Annotated in this window: 17 protein-coding genes; 6 read left to right on the forward strand and 11 right to left on the reverse strand. The window is 44.7% G+C overall.

From position 1 onward, the window contains the following. Window positions 1-12 precede the first annotated feature (12 nt). Together ruvA and ruvC are read right to left on the reverse strand one after the other, a co-directional pair. Complete coding sequence (gene ruvA, locus NXZ84_RS07450) at window positions 13-630, reverse strand: Holliday junction branch migration protein RuvA (RefSeq protein WP_258839637.1); 618 nt, start codon at window positions 628-630, stop codon at window positions 13-15. Beyond that, window positions 627-1,139, reverse strand: coding sequence for a crossover junction endodeoxyribonuclease RuvC (gene ruvC, locus NXZ84_RS07455; protein WP_258839638.1), 513 nt, complete (start codon window positions 1,137-1,139; stop codon window positions 627-629). The genes ruvA and ruvC overlap by 4 nt, the downstream gene beginning before the upstream one ends. Before the next feature lie 218 nt (window positions 1,140-1,357). On the opposite strand from ruvC, the gene NXZ84_RS07460 reads away from it, so the two are divergent. From NXZ84_RS07460 to NXZ84_RS07475, 4 genes are all read left to right on the forward strand, one after another. Next, window positions 1,358-2,875 carry a spore germination protein gene (locus NXZ84_RS07460; RefSeq protein WP_258839639.1) on the forward strand — a complete coding sequence of 506 codons (1,518 nt, stop codon included), beginning with the start codon at window positions 1,358-1,360 and terminating at the stop codon, window positions 2,873-2,875. Further along, window positions 2,875-4,125, forward strand: a complete 1,251-nt coding sequence (locus NXZ84_RS07465; protein ID WP_258839640.1) for a Ger(x)C family spore germination protein — start codon at window positions 2,875-2,877, stop codon at window positions 4,123-4,125. Before NXZ84_RS07460 ends, NXZ84_RS07465 begins: the two co-directional genes overlap by 1 nt. A gap of 175 nt (window positions 4,126-4,300) precedes the next feature. Beyond that, entirely contained in the window at window positions 4,301-5,407 is a 1,107-nt protein-coding gene (locus NXZ84_RS07470; protein ID WP_258839641.1) for a GerAB/ArcD/ProY family transporter, read from the forward strand. 46 nt (window positions 5,408-5,453) lie between these two features. Further along, window positions 5,454-5,939 (forward strand): hypothetical protein, encoded by a 486-nt coding sequence (locus NXZ84_RS07475; protein ID WP_258839642.1) that lies wholly within the window; start codon window positions 5,454-5,456, stop codon window positions 5,937-5,939. A 42-nt stretch (window positions 5,940-5,981) separates the two neighbouring features. On the opposite strand, the gene NXZ84_RS07480 is transcribed toward NXZ84_RS07475, so the two are convergent. Further along, on the reverse strand, window positions 5,982-6,974 hold the full coding sequence (locus NXZ84_RS07480) for a polysaccharide deacetylase family protein (protein WP_258839643.1): 993 nt from the start codon (window positions 6,972-6,974) through the stop codon (window positions 5,982-5,984). Between the two features lie 270 nt (window positions 6,975-7,244). Here NXZ84_RS07480 and NXZ84_RS07485 point away from each other — a divergent pair, with 270 nt between their 5' ends. Both NXZ84_RS07485 and NXZ84_RS07490 read left to right on the forward strand, forming a co-directional pair. Continuing rightward, the gene (locus NXZ84_RS07485; protein ID WP_258839644.1) at window positions 7,245-8,888 is read left to right on the forward strand and encodes a peptide ABC transporter substrate-binding protein; all 1,644 of its coding nucleotides are present in this window, start codon (window positions 7,245-7,247) and stop codon (window positions 8,886-8,888) included. Further along, a complete protein-coding gene (locus NXZ84_RS07490; RefSeq protein WP_258839645.1) occupies window positions 8,888-9,361 on the forward strand; it encodes a DUF1499 domain-containing protein in 474 nt (157 codons plus the stop codon). The genes NXZ84_RS07485 and NXZ84_RS07490 overlap by 1 nt, the downstream gene beginning before the upstream one ends. Before the next feature lie 51 nt (window positions 9,362-9,412). On the opposite strand, the gene NXZ84_RS07495 is transcribed toward NXZ84_RS07490, so the two are convergent. The 8 genes from NXZ84_RS07495 to NXZ84_RS07530 all read right to left on the reverse strand — a co-directional run bounded on the left by NXZ84_RS07495 (window position 9,413) and on the right by NXZ84_RS07530 (window position 16,926). Beyond that, window positions 9,413-9,955: a GNAT family N-acetyltransferase gene (locus NXZ84_RS07495; protein ID WP_258839646.1), complete on the reverse strand. Its 543-nt coding sequence runs from the start codon at window positions 9,953-9,955 to the stop codon at window positions 9,413-9,415. Between the two features lies 1 nt (window position 9,956). Next, window positions 9,957-10,700 carry a YebC/PmpR family DNA-binding transcriptional regulator gene (locus NXZ84_RS07500; RefSeq protein WP_258839647.1) on the reverse strand — a complete coding sequence of 248 codons (744 nt, stop codon included), beginning with the start codon at window positions 10,698-10,700 and terminating at the stop codon, window positions 9,957-9,959. A 135-nt stretch (window positions 10,701-10,835) separates the two neighbouring features. After that, entirely contained in the window at window positions 10,836-11,687 is an 852-nt protein-coding gene (locus NXZ84_RS07505) for an NAD+ synthase (RefSeq protein WP_258839648.1), read from the reverse strand. A 138-nt stretch (window positions 11,688-11,825) separates the two neighbouring features. Continuing rightward, on the reverse strand, window positions 11,826-12,773 hold the full coding sequence (locus tag NXZ84_RS07510; protein ID WP_258839649.1) for a phosphotransferase: 948 nt from the start codon (window positions 12,771-12,773) through the stop codon (window positions 11,826-11,828). A gap of 3 nt (window positions 12,774-12,776) precedes the next feature. Then, window positions 12,777-13,994 carry a LysM peptidoglycan-binding domain-containing protein gene (locus tag NXZ84_RS07515; protein ID WP_258839650.1) on the reverse strand — a complete coding sequence of 406 codons (1,218 nt, stop codon included), beginning with the start codon at window positions 13,992-13,994 and terminating at the stop codon, window positions 12,777-12,779. Between the two features lie 94 nt (window positions 13,995-14,088). Continuing rightward, the gene (locus NXZ84_RS07520) at window positions 14,089-14,541 is read right to left on the reverse strand and encodes an ACT domain-containing protein (RefSeq protein WP_258839651.1); all 453 of its coding nucleotides are present in this window, start codon (window positions 14,539-14,541) and stop codon (window positions 14,089-14,091) included. Between the two features lie 333 nt (window positions 14,542-14,874). Beyond that, on the reverse strand, window positions 14,875-16,152 hold the full coding sequence (gene obgE / locus NXZ84_RS07525) for a GTPase ObgE (protein ID WP_258839652.1): 1,278 nt from the start codon (window positions 16,150-16,152) through the stop codon (window positions 14,875-14,877). A gap of 24 nt (window positions 16,153-16,176) precedes the next feature. Further along, window positions 16,177-16,926, reverse strand: coding sequence for a Spo0B domain-containing protein (locus NXZ84_RS07530; protein ID WP_258839653.1), 750 nt, complete (start codon window positions 16,924-16,926; stop codon window positions 16,177-16,179). Window positions 16,927-16,992: the final 66 nt, after the last annotated feature.

Consider the following 16,992-nt stretch of genomic DNA (forward strand, 5'->3'; position numbering starts at 1 on the left):
TTGCAGACCTCCTTATCCTTTCATCAGCAGGGTGAGTGCCTGCTTAATCCATTCATCGACTGCCTGATCTGTCCGTTCGCGGCTTACTTGAGTAACCGCCTGCTTCGCTTCCCCCTCATTATATCCCAGTGCCACCAACGCTTCAATGGCATCGCTCTTGGTCCGCTCATGGGGTGGTTGCGACACATTCTCCGCCTGTTCATAAGTGTCTGGCGGGAACAACGTATTCCATCCCTCTTTCTCCAACTTATCCTTTAAGTCGAGAATCATGCGTTGCGCTGTCTTCTTCCCAATCCCAGGTAAGCGTGTTAGAAAAGCGATGTCTTCATTTTCAATGGCCGCCACTACCTCTTGGGGAGAGCCTCCCGACAAAATCCCGAGTGCTGCCTTCGGCCCTACGCGTGAGACAGCTAAGAGCAGACGAAAGAGGTCACGTTCTTCTTGTTCGCTAAAACCATAAAGAAGGTGAGCATCTTCCCGTACGACAAAATGAGTATAGAAGAGAACGTCTTCACGCTCTTCATAGCGATAAGGATTTTTGCAGTATACCTGATATCCAAGTGAACCAGTTGCCACCGCTACGTATTCCTCTTTTATGTAAGCAATCGTCCCACGTACAAATTCAATCATCGTCCTCTTCTCCCTCCTTCTTCTCCTTTAATCTGTATGGGTGTAGCAGAATGGGCTTCACAAATAGCAATCGCCAGCGCATCCGCTACATCATCAGGCTTTGGAACCTTCGGTAAGGATAGCAACATCTTCACCATTTCCTGCACTTGCCGTTTCTCCGCCTGTCCATACCCTACAACCGCCATCTTTACTTGTAAAGGTGTATACTCACGAATCTCTACTCCTGCCTCTTCAGCTGCGAGCATCATCACCCCCCTCGCTTCGGCTACGGTAAACGCCGTCGTCACATTACGGTTAAAAAATAATTTTTCAATTGCCACCACATCCGGTTGATAGTTAGAAAATAATGTTTGACAAGCATCGTAAATCTGCTTTAGCCTCGTTGGCACTGGAAGCCCTGCCTCTGTCTCAATACTTCCATATTGAATCGGCTTTAGTTGACTTCCCTCTTGGTCAACAATGCCAAAACCTACGATTGCAAATCCAGGGTCAATCCCACATACCCGCATATCTTTCTCTCCCCATTCGAACATTTATTCTACTCGATTATATCACATGCGTATTGACTAAGAACTACATCTTCTCTCAAGGACGACGCGATCTCGACATGCGTAAGAACCTTTCTTCCTATCTATTTTGGAAATGATACATAAGTACCCTTGTTTTTTCCAATAATATAATTGCAATCTCATATGCCAGGGATGTGCCCATCCTTAGGAGGAAACCGATGCCATCGTTGCACTCCCCACACGCCCAACCCAATAAAAATCAAGCTGGATTTACGTCGTTTAAGCAGATTGCTGTCTCCTCGTCACTTACCGTTAACAGTGAGCACGTCTACACGATCTTAGGAAAAAGCAGTGACTTGGTGGAACGCACCTTTACAGAGCTCTCTTTTCCGTTCACACTCTTTTATCTCGATACTCTAACAGATGAAAAACAGTTAAATCGAGCAGTCATCTCCCCTCTGCTCGACTGGCAAACGAAAATAGACGTTTCAACAGAATCCTTACCCTTACCTGATGTAATAAATCACCTTGAGCTCTCTCAAATCAAAACAGCCACCAGTTTCGATCACATTGCCAGCGGCTTAACAGGTGGGAGCGCAGTACTCTTTCTCGAAGGTTCTACGAAGGCATACCTGCTCCCCCTCTTTAACGGCGCTTCACGCTCTGTAAATGAACCACAGACACAAACCATGATTCGCGGACCCCGCGATGGATTTGTAGAGAATTTGAATACCAATTTATCTCTGGTGCGCGAACGAATCAAAAATCCTTCTTTACGTATCCAAGCATACCGCATGGGAAGGTTATCCGAAGTCGAGTTGCGCCTCCTTTATATTGAGGGTCAAGTTCATCCCCATATCCTAAGCGAAGTGAAGGATCGCCTGAAACAGATTCAGTCACATAACGTGCTGGAAAGCAACATGGTAGAAGAATTATTACATACAGGTGGCTATAGCCCCTTCCCGCGCTCACGAGCAACCGAACGCCCTGATGTAAGTGCCGCTGCGCTCATGGAAGGAAGGATTGTCATCATGTTAGAAGGCAGTCCTTTTTGCATCATCTTACCTGTTACTTTCTTTTCTTTTTTTCAAGCAGCTGAGGATTACTATCAGCACTTTGACATGTCTACCTTTGTTCGATTCCTACGGATTGCTGCTTTCTTTGTCACGCTCTCGTTGCCATCCTTTTATGTCGCAATTACCACCTATCATCAGGAAGTCATTGAAACGGGATTGCTAATCAATTTAGCTGCGCAACGTGAAGGAGTGCCTTTCCCTGCCCTGATGGAAGCAGTATTGATGGAGATCATCTTCGAAATGCTGCGCGAGGCTGGTGTACGCATGCCACGCCCCATCGGACCTGCAATCTCTATCGTCGGGGCAATTGTAATCGGTGAGTCTGCGGTAAACGCTGGTCTAGTTTCGCCTGCGATGGTCATGGTGGTCGCTCTCACCGCAATCGCTAGTTTTGTCTCTCCCTATTACGAGATCTCCAATGCGGCTCGTCTCCTCCGTTTTGCCATGCTTGGATTTGCCGCCACAATCGGCCTCTTTGGGATGATGTTTTTTATGCTCGGCTTATTGATTCATCTTTGCTCTCTTCAATCCTTTGGTCAACCATATTTTTCACCCATGGCCCCTTTCCATATCAAGCAGCAGAAGGATACCTTACTTCGCTTTCCCCTGTGGTGGCAGAACATCCATCCCCTCAAATCGTTGAGAAAGCTGGTGCCCTGATGAAAATAGGTATGCATATCGCAATAGCTCTACTTCTGCTCCTCCTCTGTGGCTGTGCCGGCAAAAATGAAATTAATGAGTTAGCAATTGTAACTGCGATTGGTGTAGATAAGAAAGACGAGGATAAGATTACGGTTCATTTTCAAATCGTCAATCCTGGAGGCAGCTCCTCGCAGCAAGGAGGAGGATCAGGAACAGAAAAAAGTGCTACTTATACATACTCCACCTCGGGACACACCTTGTTGGAGGCATATGAACATGCCCGCAACATCATCCCGCGCAAGCTTTTTTTCTCACATCTTTTTTATATTGCTGTCAGCGAAGAATTTGCCCGTGAACGTGGACTAAGCCTTTTGTACGATGTGATGGAACGCGATCCTGAGATGAGAAGCGGCACCTTGGTCTACGTCACCAAAGAGAGCAAAGCTAAAAAACTGCTCCTTTCCTATGATCCATTAGAAAAAAATCCGGGGTATGCTGTTCGCAACCGTTCCCGTATCACTTCTGGTTCAATGGGTAACATTGAAGGTATCACCTTAACCGATCTGATCAAGTGGCAGTTTGCCAAAGGAAGAGAAGCAGTCGCACTAGGTATGACGCCACTAGAACCACAAGCCGACAACTCGTTTATCGATCAAGTATCAGGAAAAATGAACGCCAATCCCTCCAGTTATCAATTAACTGGATTTCCTCTTTTCTGTCAGGATCGACTCGTCGCCTGGTTTGATCTCCCTCAATCACAGGGATGGTCCATTCTAACCAATCAAATGGACAAAGAATTTGTTTACAATATTAACCAATGCCCTGGGCAGCCCAACCAATCCGATGATCAAGGCAGTATCGGTGTGCTGATCAAAAGTATTTCTGCAAAAATTACGCCACTTGAAAGCATGGGAACTCCTCGGTTTCAGGTTGATGCTAAAGGCCGCATCAATCTAAAAGAATCTACTTGCCCTGCTAAAATTGAAGACCCACAAGTGATTCACCAGATAGAACAGCTTGTTTCTGCGCAATTAAAAGAACAGGTTGAAAGTGCGATCTCGAAAGCACAGGAAGTGAAAAGCGATGTCTTTGGCTTTGGAGAAATTTTACATAAAGAAAAACCCTCCTTATGGCGCCGCTATGAAGAGAACTGGGGTGAAGCTTTTGTAGAGGCCAAAATCAGCATCAATTTGAACATGGAACTTGAATCTACAGAGGAGCGCATGCAGAGTGTCACAGAGGAAGAGCGCGAAAAAGAAGAGAAATAACTTCTACTCCACTTGTTTTCTATATATTTTCTGGGCCTTTTCTTTCTTTTACGCCTATGCCTATCTTAATAATATTACGATCTTCAACTTTTCCAAAGCTCTAGAACAGCTTTATCTTCCTCTCTATCAATGGCTGATGGGTGGAGGAAGTACATCGTAAAGAGAGGAGGATCTCATGGAGCAGTCATTAACCATTAAGCAGTTTACTTTACTCATTTTCACCTTTACCATCGGCAGCTCCCTGTTAATCGCACCCGCAATGGTTTCGGTTGAAGCCAACCAAGATGCTTGGATCTCGATGGCGATAGCAACCGGATGTGGTCTGCTCCTCAATGGGGTCTGGTTATTTCTTTTAAGTAAGTACCATTACCTTTCCATTTACTCGGTGGTGGAGAAGGTTTGCGGAAAATGGATCGGCACCATCTTAAACCTCTTGCTCGTCTTCTACAGCTCTTATATTTGTGCCCTGGTAGTACGCGATATCAGTGACTTTCTCATCACGTATATGATCGAGGAAACCCATCCTTGGCTATCGCAGAGCATGATTCTATTACTGGTCGTCTATTCTGCTAGCAAAGGATTAACCAATATTGGTCGGGTGAACGAGTTCATGACTCCTCTCCTCGTCTTTGCCTTCCTCGGTGGTACCGCCTTACTACTCGACAAAATAGATTTGTCCAATCTTCAACCTGTTCTTGAGCAAGGTTGGTCACCTGTATGGAAAGGAACATATGCTCCGATCGGCTTTCCCTTTTTAGAAGTCCTTGTCTTAAGTGCACTGATTACCTATGTCAAACCGACGAAAAAAGTAGTCCGCTCCTTTTTTGTTGGACTCTTCTTTGCCGGTGTCATTCTTATCATCGCTGTCATTGCGGCGATTGGAGAAGAGGGTGCGTTTATGATCCAGCGCTATACATTTCCCACTTACACAGTTATGCGGGACATTTCGATCGGACGCGTTTTTGAACGGACGGAAGTATTTTTTGGTCTCCTGTTTATGGTGGGTATTTTCGTCAAAATTACGATCTGCTTTCTAGTTGGATGTCACGGGCTCCAGCATATTAGCAAGCGCTCCAACTACCATGCTATCCTTATCCCTTTAGCTGTCTGGATCTGGGCGATGAGCAACTTCCTCAATGAGAACATTGTTGAAGTGATCTATTTTGCTAGTACGGTCTGGACTCTTGTCGCCTTTACCATGTATGTCATCATCGTATGTATCCTACTCTGGGGAATAGGGAGAAAGAAACATCAACAAAAGGTATCAATCCGTTCAAAATAGCTAACCCTAGACGTAACATTACTTTTTTGAGAGGATGATAACTTGTATGTACGCATATGTGTATCGACGCGTAACCCCTATCCTCATCTTTACCCTCTTCCTCGGCCTGAGCGCAGGTTGCGGCGGGGATGAATCGAACGCGGAAGAAGCAGCCATTCAGTTTTATAAATCTACTTGGGTAGAAGGCGATTTTGAGAGAGCAAGCTCGATGTTACTCGATGCCAATCAAAGCGAAAAATTATCGTGGCGAGTAGAGGAAACCAAGAAAGATCCCCCTACCAATACCTCTATTCAAATTGCTATCTCTCCTCTCGATGTACAAACAGGTTATAGTAAAACCTTTCTCATTCATCGCCCTGATAAGCGTGATTACAAAGTGAGCATGCAGTACAACGATAGGAAGTGGAAGGTAAAAGATTATAAGCAAACATATAGTCTCAAAAAAGGCGGCTATATTAGCAAGGAAAATTACGAACGTCTCAGTCAAGAGAATTCCGGAAAAATGAAATGGAAAACAATAGAAAATCCATAAAAAAACGGCACTACACCAGCGCCGTTCACCATGTAATAAGGATCACCTCAGTACTTCTTCTACTGTGGTTAAGTTGTATCCCTTTTCCTGCAAGTAACTTATGATTTCTGGTAGTGCTCTTACTGTAGCTGAGCGGTCACCACCTGCAAAGTGTTGAAGTACGATCCCACCCGGTGCTGTCTGTTCTCTCACTTTTTGCACGATCTGATTACTCGATATTCCGGACCAATCACGTGTATCCACGCTCCAATTGGTAACAATGTATCCGTGTTGACGAATCACTTCCGCCTGCTCGGGACGAAGTGCACCGTAGGGTGGGCGGAAATAAGGGGATACTTCTCCTCCTACAATCTCCTGGAGCAATTTGTCTGTCTTTTTGATCTGTTTCAATAACTGTTCATTAGAGAGTTTACGAAAATCAGTGTGATTCCATGAATGGTTTGCAATTACATGTCCTTCAGCCTTGATAAGCTTTACCATCTCAGGGTGCCGACGCGCCTCACTGCCAACGATATAAAAGGTAGCCCGCACCCCATTATCCCGTAAGATCTTTAAAATTTGCGGTGTATATATTTCATCTGGTCCATCATCAAAGGTAAGCGCAACCTCCATCTGCTCAGAATGTCCGTTATAATGTATCAACGTTTTTTTCGGTTTTTGTCCTTCTTCTTGCTGATTTTGATTAGTGGCCTCCTCTTTTACGTCTGTAGCAGGAGGTTTTTGTTCTTCAGCGGGTGTCGTCTTCTCTTTACTAGCTAGTTTATTCCGTTTTTCCTTGGCCTCTATCGCTTCTTGTTGTGTCTTTTCAGCTACTTTGGCTGCTTCTACCTGCTCATTGCGCTCTTCTGTTATTCTAGCCTCTTCTTTTAATAGTGGGCTACTCACCTTCTCTTCTTGGCCTACCACTGTACTAGCTTCTTTTTTCTTTACTTCATCTGCCTGTATCTCAACTTGACGTTGAATTTGTTCTGTCTGACAACCATATAGTAGAGCAGGTGTTAATAGCATCGCTCCTGTTATTTTTAACCATTTCACTCTGTTTCCCTCCGCCCTTCCCAACTTCAATCATCAAACACTGCTCTTCTTTTTAAACCGTCCATAAGGAATATGTAACTTATACGCACCATTCTACCATATTTCCCGCGAAAATTGACAGTAAAAATAGAATCATTGTCGAATAAACCCATTATTTAGCGCTCCTCAGCCTTTATCCCTTCTTTCATTGACAATATGCTATAATAAAGCTAGTTGAAAAGAAAAAATAGCACTGGAATTATCTCATATGTTACTTAGGGAGGATATAGTATGTTGTTTTCACGTAAATTTCTCACACTTATGCTCGTGTTCGCACTTGCGTTTACTACGACAGCGTGTGGATTATTTGGAGAAGAAGAAGGAAAAAAAGGTGAAGGAGACGATTCACCCGATCATGTCGTTATCAACGTGCCTGCCGCTATTTCCGATCTGGATCTCTCTACAGCACGCGACACCTTATCCATAAGCATTTTAAACAATGCATTTGAGGGTTTACTTCGCTTAGATGAAGATAATAAACCAACACTCGGCATGGCTGAATCCTACAATGTCGACAAGCTTACTTATACTTTTAAATTGCGCGATAGCAAATGGAGTGATGGCAAAGAAGTTACCGCACATGACTTTGAATACGCTTGGAAGCGGGCATTAAATCCTAAAATCGGATCACATACCGCCTTTGTCTTCTTCCCTATCAAAAATGCTCGTGATTACCACACAGATAAAGCTACTGCAGATGATGTCGGCATTAAAGCACTGGACGATAAAACATTTCAAGTAGAATTAGAGCGGCCCGTTTCCGATTTCTTAAGCCGAATTACTCTACCTACTTTTTCACCCTTGCGTCAGGACATAATAGAAGAGCACGGAAAAGAATATGGACAAAGTGCAGAAACGATGATCTACAACGGACCTTTTACGCTTACCGATGTCTCCGAAAACCAAGTGGTTAAACTGAGAAAGAATGAGCAATATTGGGATAAAGATAATGTCCAGCTAGATAGTGTCGACATTCAAGTAGTAAAGGATACAGCATTAGGAATTAATCAGTTTAACTCCGGCGAAGTCGACGTTACACGATTAAACAGTGATTTCGTTGAAGCATATGAGGATTCCGATGAATTTGACTCAACACAAATTGCTGCTACTGAGTTTTTACAAGTAAACCATAGCAGTAAGCCATTTTTCCAAAACGCAAACATCCGTAAAGCAATTAGCTATGCCATTGACCGTCAACAGCTGGTCGCTGCCATGTCCAACGGCTCGCAAGCTGCTTATGGACTTGTACCTCCCACCGTAACCATGTATAACGGTAAAAGCTACCGCTCCTTTGCAAATGAGAAACTAATCCCCGAAGATTCAAGCCAAAAAGCTCGTGAATATCTAGAAAAAGGGATGAATGAGCTTAATATGCGTGCAGACGATATCCCTACACGTATTGAGATGCTTTGTTATGATGATGAACGCAAAGAGATGTGCGTCGGCATCAAAGGAATGCTAAAGAAAAATCTAGGTTTAGAAGTCCAACTAAATGCCTTACCGCGTGAACAAAAGATTGAAAAAGAAGCACGGGGAGAATTTGACCTTACCCTATCCGGGTGGTTTGCCTTCTATAACAACCCGATGACCTTCTTGGATATTTGGACGAGCAACAGCACAATGAACTTTGGCCATTACAAAAGTGATGAGTTTAATAGCTTGATTGGCCAAGCTTATCAAAGTACAGATGAGAAACAAGTAGAGTTAATCAAAAAGGCAGAAACCAAGTTGATCAAAGAGGATTCTGCTGTCATTCCCTTATATTATGTAGGTGAATCTTATGTTGTTCGCCGCAATGTAATGAAGATCATTCGGCATCCCTTTGGCTCCGCCTACTCACTCAAGTGGGGGTATATCGCCAAAGAGATCAAATGATGAGAGGAGGAAACAAAGTGCTTACTGTTATCGTCACTCTCCTCGTACTGCTCGCGATCGGTTGGCTAATCCTGTATCAGACAGGCTTAGGAAAACGCCCTCCGAACTTGGGTGTTAAAAATGGGCAACTTGCACCATGTCCCAACAAGCCAAACTGCGTTTCTACCCAAGCAGAGGAGGATTCCCATGCTATCAAACCAATCCCATATTCCTCCTCACAGCAAGAGGCGGAAGAACGACTGCTCAAAGTCTTGCATGCCATGAAACGAATGGAGATTATTACTCACCAGCAGGGATATGTCCATGTCGAATCAACCAGCCTCCTGATGCGATACGTAGATGATCTGGAATTTTACTTTGATGATGATACCAAAGTGATTCACTTTCGCTCTGCCTCCCGTGTCGGCTATTCCGACATGGGCGTCAATCGCAAACGAATGGAATCGATTCGAGCTGAGTTTGTAAAGAACTAAACGTAAAAGAGCTGAGAGAAGAAGGATCCTTCTTCTCTCAGCTCTTTATTCTTATTCGCGGTCATCACGTAACAAACCGTATAAATAAGCATCATAGCGTTGTCCATCTCGTTCAATAAAACCGCGGTATGTTCCTTCACGCTGAAAGCCCAATCTTTCATATAATGCTATAGCACGTTTATTATATGAAAATACATTAAGTTGCAACCGATACAAATTACACTCCTGAAAAGCAAAATCTATCAGAAGTTGTAGCGCTTCTGTTCCTAAGCCACGATGATGTTCCGCTTGCTCACCGATTCCAATCGCGATCCACGAACTTCGATGGGGCCACAAGATCCCACTTAATTCCACCATCCCGATCAGTTGATCCTCAGCTTGTGTGCGGATAGCAAATAAAAAAGCGTTATTCTGTTCCTGTTGCGATAACAGCCACCTCCGACACTGTTCTTCCGTGCGGGGGTAAGCAATCGCATCGTAGTACCTCCAAAAACGAGGATCATCGTACCAGCTAGCAATAACCTTAGCATCCTTTTCCTCCATCGCTGCCAGGCGAACTCTCTCCCCACGTAATAACTGCCTTACATCACTCAACCTATTCCAGCTCCCCATCCTCCAAATCAAAGTTGGCATATACCTGTTGTACGTCATCATGCTCTTCTAATGCTTCCATTAATTCTATACTTTTTACCGCTTCATCCCCCGACAGCAAAATCATGCTTTCTGGAACCATCGTAACTTCCTGCTCATATAAATTTAGATCCGCTTGTTCGAGCCCACTTTTCACTTCCAAAAAAAGCTCAGGCGAAGTTGTGATCTCAAACATCTCCTCTGTCGTAACCACATCTTCAGCTCCCAGTTCAATCGCCAATAGCATTACTTCTTCTTCATCCATCCCCGTCTCATCTCGTTTAATTGTGAAGCGCCCTTTGCGTTCAAACATCCATGCTACACATCCTGCTTCCCCCAGATTGCCACCCCTCTTTGAGAAGAGATGGCGCATATCAGCAGCCGTTCGATTACGATTGTCTGTCAGGGTTTCAACTAATACTGCTGCTCCACCTGGAGAATATCCCTCGTATACGATACGCTCGTACTCTTGTCCACCCTGCGTTCCCGCTGCCTTTTTAAGGGCACGATCAATATTATCATTCGGCATATTATTTGCTTTCGCCCGACTGATCGCCAGCCGCAATGAATGATTGGTCTCTGGATCTATTCCTCCCATACGTGCAGCAACATAGATTTCTCGAGCTAACTTAGCAAATATTTTTCCCCGAATCGCATCTTGACGACCTTTCCTATGTTGAATATTTTTCCACTTGGAGTGACCAGCCATGATCGTTTCACCTCGTCCTCTTCATTATCCCTTGCCTAAACAACAAACCGGCATGAAGGCTATCCATCATCTCAATACTACAAATGATGGAGCCCATGCCGGAAACAACATCCACTACTACTCTCTTTCCTGCCGTTACAATCCTAACCCGCGTAGGTACTCATAATCAATCGTCATACTACGTTCGCTGATCGGGAATGTCACCGGTAAGTGTCTCTTAAAGTGATTTTGCTGAATCCGACGAATAACAGAATCGATAAATTCAGGAGCAAATCCCTGTTGTATCAGCTCTGCACGCGTAAATCGACGATCTACCATATAGTGCAAAAGCACATCAGCTTCAAGGTACGTGTATCCTAACTCACCTTCATCTGTTTGATCTTGCCACAAGTCAGCACTGGGTGCTTTAGTGATGATAGACTCTGGAATCCCCAGGTGTGCTGACAACTGGCGTACTTGGGTCTTATAGAGATCAGCTACCGGATTAATTGCACAGGCGAGATCTCCAAACTGCGTGCCATATCCTAGGAACATCTCTGATTTGTTACCTGTTCCAATCACGAGCGCATCGTGCTGTGCCGATAGATCATATAAAATACTCATACGTTCACGTGCCATTTTGTTCCCTTTACGCAATGCTGTCGCGTCGGGAAAACGTTTAAAATACGCATCGATTTGAGGAGTAATGTCTACTGTTAATGACTCAACCCCCAGAGCATCGATGGCTTTCTGCGCATCTTCTAAACTTGAGGGGCTGCTGTGTTTATATGGCATCTTGACAGCAACTACATTATCTTTTCCCAAGGCGTGTACCGACAAATATAACGTAAGTGCTGAATCAATACCACCAGATAACCCGACAATCGCTTTATCGAACCCTGCTGCTTTTATCGCCTGTTTCAATTTATTCGAGAGATGGCTTACTGTCTGGTTTGCATCAAGACGCAAAAAAGGAGCCTGTTCCAACATTTCTTCAATTATTCGCATATATACCCCTCATCTTCCATCGCTAAATGATATGTACTATGATGATTGACGTAGATTAGGATGGATCATGTTTAGTTGCATTACCTGCTACAAAAGTAACTCTAGTATATCTTTATCATACCACAAGCCTTAAGTTCGTTACCACTTAGCAACCGTACGGAGAAAGTGGCGCCATTGGGGGAAAGTACCTACCAACTGCTTTATATAAGGGAGCGTATACTCTGGTTTGTATCCAGACTTCATTGTGACTACACCGATCATCTCACGATAAAACTCATTTGGGAAAGCAAATAATAGACGGAGCACTTCCTTTTCATATTTCGTCAAAGGATGAATGGCATCGTACATCTTCAGCAAGCGATACCAAAAATGTACATCCCACTTATTCTCGGACATAACACGTGCCAGGAACTGCCACAAATCGCCTAATTGACAATCATAACTAGCCGTTTCAAAGTCAATCAACCAGGGAACACTTCGTTTATCCACCACCCAATTGTGATTAGCCAAATCACGGTGTGCTACTTTCCTTTCCGCTCGTGCAGCAGCCGTATATTTTGCCAACCCCACATCTTCTAATTGGTGTAAGACATGTAGCCCCTGCACATAAAGAGAAGGACCATACTTTTTTAAAATTTCACCTGCTTTCCCCGATACATCTTCACGTTCCATCACCACGGTGTGAAATTTTTTCAAGCGGCGAGTTAAGCGCTGATGAAATAAGTCTGCCTCTCTCCCCTGCCAATGAACCGGCAACTTTTGACCCAATCGATGAAAAAGCGCTAACATCCGAATACAGTCTTCTGCATCTCTTTTATTTCGATAATCGGCTTTTCGTCCCTCTATCCAATGGGTAAGTATCCAGCGATCATGATCAGATACGATCCGAGGCATCCATCGATATCCACGTTTCCGCATCTCCTGATCTACGTTAATCCACCACTTACTTCGATCTAAGCTATGAATCTCCTTAACCATCCATTTTCCATTTTCCGTAATTATGGTCCGATAAGACCCCAACCGCTGCACACGTATAACGGGCGACCCCACCATCTTACCCCAGTGTTTTCTATCCTCTTTGGCCATTTCCTACCACTCATCTACCGTTGAGCTGCTCTCCCAATCACTCTGAATATCTAAGGTGAATGAACCATCATCTTGCTCATGCTCTTCGGCTGATGGGGCCTGGTGCCATTGAGGATACATGGATAAATGCTGGTTTCCTTCCGATACTTCACTCACTTCCTCTCTTTCATCCCCTGCCGTCTCTTGCCTTGCATAGGCTTCATCAGCGTAAGTATCATATTGACTCTGCCCATTATATCCATGTCCATTGTATTCCTGTCCATTGTATTCCTGCCCATTGTAATCCTGCCTGCTGTATTGATTTGAATTCTCCCACGGCCTCATCTCATGTCCCTCATAGTTTCCCGCTATACTCGCTGTGTTCGTGCTATTTGGATAATATGAGGGTGCTGGCATTGTCGGCGCTCCGTATCCCATGCCATATCCCCCAAAGCCCATCCCGGGCATTCCATAACCGCCAAATCCTCCAGGAACTTGCGGATAATTACCATAAAAATTCCCTCCAGGCATTTCGCCATAGAAAGGGGCTCCTCCCCTGCCCGGCACTGGGCCATAATCGGAGTACCCGTTCCAAGGCGGCCTTCCTTGAGCACCAAAACCATCATATCCCCACGAATACCCTCCTGGTGCTCCTGGCATTCCTGGTGCTACCGGCATTCCTGGCATTCCTGGCATTCCTGGCATCCCCGGCATCCCTGGAATCGGAAACTGCTGTGTGGCAACAGGAGAATACGGCTGTTCCATCCATCTGGATGTGGAAGCTGAATAATAAGAATCCCCACAGCAATCAGAGGGCGGTACGGGATATCCATACTCAGGAGAAGGCGAGTAAGGAGAACCTGCCAATGCGGAAGATTGGACTTCTTCGTAAGCTGGTTGAATCGGTGGTTGTGCTGGGGGCTCACTATAATAATGAGTAGGTGGTTGTGGAATTGGCATATCTGGAATCGGGGGTAATTGGCTATAAGGTTGAGTAGGAAATGTTGGTCCTTGTGGTTGGAATGAATGATATTGAGGGTAACCGTCCCCGGCATTCTCATCTTTCTCCCGTGCTACATTAATTCTTACCTTACCGCTAGGAACACGAATTTTTACTCCTTCTCCAAGTTCATCTGGATCCTCTATATTGGGGTTAGCTTCCATCAACTTTTGTACGGAAATATCGTACTTATCAGCAATTTTCCACATCGTTTCCTTCTCTTTTGCAATGTGAATTTTCACTTTTTTCCCTCCTCAATAGAAGCACTTACCTTATCGTATGCATATGATAAATATTTGCTTCCTTTCTTCGCAAAAAAGACCCATAAAATCCATTTTACCGATCACTTCGTCCTAGTAACTCTACACGTACCACGCCGTCAATCTGTTGTAGCATATGGAGGAATTCCATGGTTTCTTTATGAAGCGAAGACGTATCCATGGATAAAACAATGCTTGCCATTCCCTGCAAGGGAATCGTCTGATGAATAGTAAGTACATTTGCCCCTACCTGTGCGATTGACGCTAACACTTGCGATAACAAACCAGACCGATGCTCCAGCCGTAAGGAAAGTGTTAAGATTTTTTCCTTCATCATGGCATTAAAGGGGAAGATTGCATCGCGATACTTATAAAACGAACTACGGCTCATTCCTGCCTTATTCACGGCCTCTTGCACAGAGAGAGTCTCATCAGTAAGTAGTTGCTGTTTCACCTCGGCTGTTTTTTTTAAAGCTTCAGGCAAACAGTCCGCCCGTACTAAATAATACGTCTCATCATGCCCACTCATTCGCTTCACCCCTTCTCTTTTGCAAATTTGATAACCTAAGCCGCTCCATCTTTCACAACCCGCCGTCATTATATCATAATTTATCTGTTATCCCTCAGGGAAGCCACACCGTTAATTTTGCCAATGTTATACATGAGAGGGTAGAGTGATCTGATAGATTACGCGACGTTTCGAAAAAAGAAAGAAATGAGGTGCCTAGCGTGATAATGTACGTTTTGGAAAATCTGCTTCGTCTGGCACAACCGTTCCTCCACGAGATAATTTTGGTCACAAATGGAGTAAATTGAACTTTGAATAAGGGAGATTACCGCAGTCGGCAATCTCCCTTACTCCTTAACTGTAGAACTCAAACTCCATCTCACCGATACGAACCGTATCACCTTCCTGCGCTCCTTTTTCCCGGAGCGCATCATCAACACCCATGCTCTTTAAAATTCGTGCAAACCGCAGTTGTGCATCGTAATAATGAAAGTTGGTACGCAGAAGCAATCGCTCTACCTTCTCACCCTCAACCACGTATACTTCATTGTCACGATGAATGGTGAAGGAATCATCTTCATCTGGACGAGTCTGATACAGCTTATGATCCACACCCTCTTCTTCCAGTTCGATCTGTGGTGCCTGATCTAATAAATCAGCTGCGCGATATAATAGTTCACGCAAACCTTGTCGTGTCGCCGACGAGATCGGGATAATGGATACATCTTCTCCTATCTGCTCACGAAACAATTCCAATTGATCTTCTGCATCCGGCAAATCCATTTTATTTGCGGCGATAATTTGCGGTCGCTGTGCTAGCTTTTCGTTATATAGTCGTAATTCCTTATTAATCTGCTCATAATCCTCAAAGGGATCGCGTCCCTCCATGCCTGACATATCGATCACATGGATGATTACCCTCGTTCGCTCCACATGGCGCAAAAATTGATGGCCCAATCCTATCCCCTCATGAGCTCCTTCGATCAAACCTGGTAGGTCTGCCATCACAAAGCTACGGCCATCTTCTACTTCCACTACACCCAAATTGGGAGCCAACGTCGTAAAATGATATGCTCCAATCTTCGGTTTTGCTGCCGAAACCGCTGCTAGCAAGGTCGATTTACCCACACTCGGGTAGCCGACTAATCCAATATCTGCTAGTAATTTCAGTTCCAACTCCAGCCATCGTTCTTGTCCCGGCTCCCCATTTTCTGATATTTCGGGGGCTGGATTACTTGGAGTCGCAAAGTGGATATTTCCTCGTCCACCTTTCCCTCCGCGAGCAACAACGCGTTGCTCTCCTTGTTTCGTCAAGTCAGCCACTTTTTCCCCTGTCTCTGCATCTCGCACCACAGTACCTGGTGGAACGAGCACAACCAATGGTTCCGCCCCTTTTCCATGCTGGGATTTCCCACGTCCATGTTCACCGTGTGCAGCTTTAAAGTGTTTTTGATAGCGAAAATCCATCAATGTACGTAAGCCTTCTTCTACACGAAATATCACATCAGCCCCACGACCCCCGTCACCACCTGCAGGACCGCCGTTTGGGACATATTTTTCTCGCCGAAAGCCTACCATCCCGTTTCCCCCGGAACCGGCACGCACAAATACCTTTACCTTATCGACAAACATTTACTTCACCTGCCTCTATCTATTTTATCCATAACTTCTCGCCTTAATAGAGCATATACGAATATCTGTTGCCCCGTTTATAATTTCCATCTTTGCTTTCTTTCTGCGTAATATCTGCCTCAATCTCCTCCACTCCGCATCCGACAAGCCCAATTCTGCAAAATTGGTCTCATGTAGTGAGAAGAGAATCACAAGCTGACCACTCCCTTTAGCCACCTCTTTTATATGCAAGAAAATTCTTGGTGTCTCGCTCTCGATTGACGATGAATGTGATAAAAAAGAGATCGTTTCTTCGATTACTTCAAGTAACCACGTTCCTTGCTTCTCTTCTGTTAGACGGAAATGAGGGTCAATCTCCACACTCCAACGAAATTGTGAGTATTGCTCACACATCCCCATCAGAAAAAGAACCAAGGGGGGATAGGTAGCACGGCGCACTTCACGTTCTTCCATCGCAAGTCCAGCCAGTCGCTGCAGATAGGGAAGAATGCGTTCCATCTTCTTTAAAGATGCATATCCCATCAACACCTGTACATGATTCATCCAATCATGCCGCATTCTCCGAATAAGATTTACCGCCTGTTCTGCTTGCTTTACCGCTTGGTCATTTCTTATGTATCGACTCAATAGCCACGCACCATTGAGAAAACTGAATAATAATGCGACCGCAATCAACGCTTGTCCTGTCAAGTTCCAGTCTCTGATACAAAAAAGAACGAGGAAGAACCAAGCTGGACCACTCACATACGTCCATTTTTTCCACCCTATCCCCATCGAAACGCTCCCTTCCTCCCAATTTCTCTATTAATAAAAAATCCCCGGAAACGAACCGGGGATTTC

This window comes from Mechercharimyces sp. CAU 1602 (assembly GCF_024753565.1).
Taxonomy (GTDB): Bacteria; Bacillota; Bacilli; order Thermoactinomycetales; family JANTPT01; genus Mechercharimyces.